The following is a 4,918-nucleotide window of genomic DNA, read 5'->3' as shown; positions in this document are numbered from 1 at the left end:
GTCGTCGCCGCGGTGCAGGGACGGGCGGCCGGAGGCGAGCGCGAGGGCGGGCGGGGAGCCGGGCGGGCAGCGGCGTGCGGTGGCGGGCCCGCTGCCGTGGGCGGAGCCGTCGGCGGAGCGGGCGGCCACGCGGCGCAGGGCGCCGGGACCGCGCGCGGGCGGGGCCTGGCGTCCGTCGCCCTGGAGGAGGGAGTCGAGCAGGTCGACGGCGACGAAGTCCGCGAACGGCCCGGCGGTGACCTCCGCGAGCTCCTCGGCGGTGCGGGTCATGTCCAGGGACGTACCGATCCGCGCCCCGGCGTCGTTCACCAGCGCCAGCCGCTGCCGGGCGCGGTGCTCCTCGGTGTGGTCGACGGCGGAGAGGGAGACACCCTGCACCCGGCCGCCGGGGTCCCTGAACGGGGTGAGGAAGGTGGCCCACGCGCGCTCCCGGGACTCGCCGGGCGCACGGAAGTACATGTCCGTACGGATGGTCTCGCCGGTGCGCAGCGCCCGGGCCATCAGCATGCCGAGTTCCTCGTACGGCGCGCCCGGGTGGATGTCCGCGAGGCGCCGCCCCAGCATCCGGGCCTCGGGCTGCCCGGTCAGGAGGAGCATCTCGTCGTTGAGGCCCGCCAGCCGCAGGTCGCGGTCGTAGACGGAGGTGGCGATGGGGGACTGGAGGAACGCCCACTCGTTGAGCGCGAGGGCCGTCCCCGGGGCATCGGGCGCGGGCTCCGGCCCCTCCCGCGGAGCCGTCAGAACGAGCCAGTCCACGCCGCCGTCGCCGTCCGGACAGGGGCACGCACGGACGGGAACGCTCACCGTGCCGCCGTTCCGGTGCCGTGTGGCCAGCAGGCCCTCCCATGGGGCGGTGGCGGCCAGCGCCTTCAGCGCCGAGACGGGCAGCGGCTCGGCGAGCAGGGCCGAGGCGGGGCGCCCGACGATCTCGTCGGGGCCGTGCCCCAGCAGCCGCTGGGCCAGGGGGCTCCACAGGCTGACGGTGCCCCGCCCGTCGACGGCGGCGACGGGCACCGCCGCCGGCTCGGGAGAAGTATCGGCTTGGGCATCCATCGGCTTTCACCCGTTCCTCGTCTCTTAACGGTTTTCCCCCACGTACCACCGCTCAAGCCTCACGGAGCGTCGCCTACGCACCGTGGACGACCGGATGCGGGGGGTGTGCCGTTGCGATCCTCGCAGGTCAGAGGGGTGCGGGCGGGCAAGCCCGGCCGGGGGGACTGACATCGGAATCAGTCGGTTGGTTTCGGCTGAATTCCGGCATCCGGCGATCCAGTTGCTACGGAATTGAGACAGCCCCCGGCGTTCCCGCCCGTACACCCATGACATCCTGAGCCGTCACAGTTCCGCCGGGCGGGTTCGGCGGACGTCCGGGGATTACGAGGGTGCACCACATGAGACTCTGCTTCCTGGTGGAGGAGCAGTACCGGCGCGACGGAATGCCGGTGGACGTGATCCGCCAACTCACCGCCTGGGGCCATCAGGTGGACGTCCTGCGGCCGGGCGGTTCCCTCCTGACGCTCTCCCGGGCGGTGCGCGCGGGCGAGCACGACGCCTGGGTGCTCAAGACCGTCTCCGGCGGCCCCGGCCTGACCCTGCTGGAGGCCGCCGCGGCCGTCGGCCTGACCACCGTCAACGACGCCCGCGCCATACGCGGCGTACGGGACAAGGCCCTCGCCGCCGTGCTCGCCGAGAGCCACGGCCTGCCCGTCCCCGTGACCTACGCGGCCGTCCGCCCGGAGGAGTTCGCCGAGCTCCCCGACGCCGCCTGGCCCCTGGTGGTCAAGCCCGCCGACGGCAGCTCCGGCCGGGCCGTACGCCTCGTGCCGTCCCCCGACCAGCTGTCCGACGCGGCGGAGCCGGACGGGGGGCTGCTGATCGCCCAGCCGTATGTGCCCAATTCGGGCGTCGACCTCAAGGTGTACTGCGTCGACGGCGAGTTCTACGCGACCGAGCGCCGCTCGCCGCTCCACCCCGACCGACCCGCGCGCGAGCGCCACGTGCCGCTCACCCGCGAGGTGGCGGCCGTCGCCGCGGAGGTCGGCGCCGTCTTCGGCCTCGACCTGTACGGCGTGGACGTCGTCCTCGGACCGGACGGCCCGGTGGTCGTCGACGTCAACGACTTCCCGAGCTTCCGTCAGGTGCCCGACGCGGTGGCCAAGGTGGCCTGGGCGATCCTGCGGCTCGCCGACGCGGGCCCCGCCAGGCACGGCACCGCGCCGCTGCTCACCGCCGCCGCGCCCGCCCCCGTCGGGGGCGCCGCGTGAGGATCGGCCTGCTGACACCCGCGCCCGACCACCCGCTGCTGGCCGCGACCACCGCGCTGCTGACCCCCCATCACCAGGTGGAGGCGCTGGACCCGGTCCACGCCACGCTGCCCTCCCCGGCCCGCGCCCCCGAGTCCCTCGCCGACGTCTACCTGCTGAAGACCCGGACCCCGCGAGCCCTGGCCTTCGCCCGCTACCTCGAACAGCACGGCGCCCCCGTGCTGAACTCCGCCGACGCCACCGAACTGTGCCAGGACCGCACGGCCATGGCCGACACCGCGCTCGCCGCGGGCCTGCCCTTCGCGGTCACCGGCGCCACCACCACCCTCCCGCGCCTGGCCGCCCGGTACGGCCTGACCTACCCGCTGGTCGTCAAGAGCCGCCACAGCCGCCGCCACGACCTCGTCGCCAAGGTGGACGACGCGGCGGAACTGCGCGCGCTGGCCGCGCAGTGGCCGGACGAACCGGTCGTCGTCCAGGACTGGACCCCCAACGACGGCTGGGACCGCAAACTGTGGGTCGTCGGCGAGCGGGTCTTCGCCGCCCTCCGCCGCTCGGAGCTCGCCGCGGGCCCCCGCGACACCGAGCCTGTCCGTGCCGCCGACCTCCCTGAGCAGTGGCTCGACGTGGTGCGGCGCGCCGGTGAGGTCTTCGCCCTCGACGTCTACGGCGTCGACCTGATCGACACGCCGGACGGCCCGGTCGTCGTCGACGTCAACGCCTTCCCCGGCATCCGCGGCCAGCAGGGTGCCCCCGAGGCCCTCGCGGAGCTCGCGCTGCGCACCGCGTCCGGCGACTACCGCCCGCGCGGACTCGCCATCGGAGCCTGACGCTACTGCAGGTGCCGATGCGCCTCCTGGGCATCAGCCTGTGGCGGGCCCCGGGTTCCCCGAGACGGTCAACTGCCCGGTCCTGAGTGAGAGCCGGGCTTGCAGTACGGGCATCACCGGCTGTGATACTGGCGTCCGCGTCCAGCACCCTGCGCGGGTGCGGGGGCGTGTGACTCCGCCCCGCGTCGCCACAACTGCCGCGCACGGGCGCGGATGTTGCGGGAGGCGTTGCAGTCGGCGTGATCAACGAATCCGCACGACCTGCACACGAACCTGGCCTGGCAGACCCTGTTCGCCTTGTCGATGTGGCCGCACTCCGAACACATGCGGGAGGTATGGGCCGGGTTGATGAACAGGACGGGAACACCGGCCCGCTTGGCCTTGTATTCCACGAAGCGTCCGAGCTGGGCGAAGGCCCAAGAGTGCAGCGTGACCCGTTGGGGCTTTCTCAGCCGTGCCCGCGTGCGGATACCGGCGAGGTCTTCCATGCCGATCCCGCGCCCGGTGCGTTCAGCCACGGTCACGATGTGCTTGGCGATGATGTGGTTGGCCTCGGTGGCCTTACGGGACTCCTTGCGGCGCTGCCGCTTCAGGACCCGCTTCGCGGACTTGGTTCCCTTCTCCTGAAGTTTCGCCCGCAGAGCAAGCTGACGTTTGCGGTACCGATTCAGCCGACGCCCGGCGTAGATCTTCCCGTCCGAAGTCGTGGCGATGTTCACGATGCCGAGATCAACCCCGAGGAAGTCAACGGGTTCGATCTGCTCGGCCTCGGGAACCTCGCACGTGGCGACGAGGAACCACATGCCGTCCCGGAGGACCAGGTCCGATTCGCCCTTGCGGAACTCGGCGAGCGCCTTACGGGCCCGCTCGGAGCAGACGAACCGCACACCACGCAGACGACCGGCAGTGGTCCAGATGGACACCGTCCCAGCGTCGTACTGCCAGGACAGGCACCGGTCGTCATACGGCTGAGCCGCATCGGCCCGGAACCTGACGGGCTTGGACTCCGCCTTGATCCGGCGCTTGGAGTCCGCCCTGCCAAGGTTTCCAGCCCGGACGTTCGCCCGCAAAACGGTGTAGGCGTCGGCAACCTTCCGCAGGACGTGCAGAGCAGGCTGAGCAGACAGTCCCCGCGCCTATGTCACCACGTCGAGCGCGGCGGCCGTCTCCGTCTCGCGGAGCGCCGGGCGCGATACGGCTTCGAGTGGGCCGTGGGGCGCCCCGAACATCGCCGCACCCGTCGCGAACACACTGAGCATCAACGCCTCCACGACCTGCACGCTCGACCATGTTGCGGTCGTCACAGCCCCCAGCTCGGGGCGGCTCGCAGTTCCTCGGCGTGCGGACGAACCATGCCGCCGTCCGTACATCTCGCCGACCAACGGCGGTTGCGTCCAGGAGGCGCACACCACCGCCCCGGTACGTGGCTCGCCCTCGCAGATACTGCCGTACGCAATACGCCGATTCGAACCACCCGCCCCAGCAGCCCATGCCGTCACAGCAGCCGGAGCCGTACGTAACCCCTGGCCGGGCAGAGCGTTTCACGGGGCAGATTCCAGTCTCACTGTCAGTCCTCATGCAACGGGGCGACCGGGCCGGGCCGACCCGCGGACGCCGCCGGAGCCCCGGCGCGGGAGCCCGCCGCGCGACGCGCGCCTTCCCCGGCCCCTGCGACCGGTGGCCGTCTCCCGGGCGCGCGCCGTGACGGCGGGAGACGGCCGCCGCACCTTCGTGAGGGCCGGCGACGCCGACCCGAGGGAGCCCGTATGAGCCTGCTGCGCAAGATCCGCGAGACCGGACGGGTGGCCGAGGACGCGCCACCCC

The 4,918-nt window shown here is 72.8% G+C and carries 4 protein-coding genes and 1 pseudogene; 2 read left to right on the top strand and 3 right to left on the bottom strand.

Annotation, left to right across the window (positions count from 1 at the left end):
* A partial coding sequence (locus K6I34_RS31675) for a PAS domain-containing protein (RefSeq protein WP_229331352.1) occupies positions 1 to 1,053 on the bottom strand: 1,053 nt, incomplete at its 3' end.
* A 338-nt stretch (positions 1,054 to 1,391) separates the two neighbouring features.
* On the opposite strand from K6I34_RS31675, the gene K6I34_RS31670 reads away from it, so the two are divergent.
* Positions 1,392 to 2,264, top strand: coding sequence for a RimK family alpha-L-glutamate ligase (locus tag K6I34_RS31670; protein WP_229331350.1), 873 nt, complete (start codon positions 1,392 to 1,394; stop codon positions 2,262 to 2,264).
* Positions 2,261 to 3,094 (top strand): RimK family alpha-L-glutamate ligase, encoded by an 834-nt coding sequence (locus tag K6I34_RS31665; protein ID WP_229331348.1) that lies wholly within the window; start codon positions 2,261 to 2,263, stop codon positions 3,092 to 3,094. The genes K6I34_RS31670 and K6I34_RS31665 overlap by 4 nt, the downstream gene beginning before the upstream one ends.
* A 158-nt stretch (positions 3,095 to 3,252) precedes the next feature.
* Here K6I34_RS31665 and K6I34_RS31660 read toward each other — a convergent pair.
* Together K6I34_RS31660 and K6I34_RS31655 are read right to left on the bottom strand one after the other, a co-directional pair.
* Positions 3,253 to 4,227: pseudogene (locus tag K6I34_RS31660) on the bottom strand (RNA-guided endonuclease InsQ/TnpB family protein); the annotation flags it as partial.
* Positions 4,228 to 4,230: 3 nt separating this feature from the next.
* A complete protein-coding gene (locus K6I34_RS31655; protein WP_229331347.1) occupies positions 4,231 to 4,398 on the bottom strand; it encodes a hypothetical protein in 168 nt (55 codons plus the stop codon).
* Positions 4,399 to 4,918 lie beyond the last annotated feature (520 nt).

It is taken from the genome of Streptomyces sp. UNOC14_S4, from assembly GCF_020740835.1.
GTDB lineage: Bacteria > Actinomycetota > Actinomycetes > Streptomycetales > Streptomycetaceae > Streptomyces.
The sequence above is the reverse complement of the archived record's forward strand: the minus strand, read 5'-3'. Positions and strand labels throughout refer to the sequence as shown.

What these genes read in the sequence shown, in the direction of transcription:
- K6I34_RS31670 (WP_229331350.1), top strand. Translation starts at nt 1,392, where the DNA reads ATGAGACTCTGCTTCCTGGTGGAGGAGCAGTACCGGCGCGACGGAATG.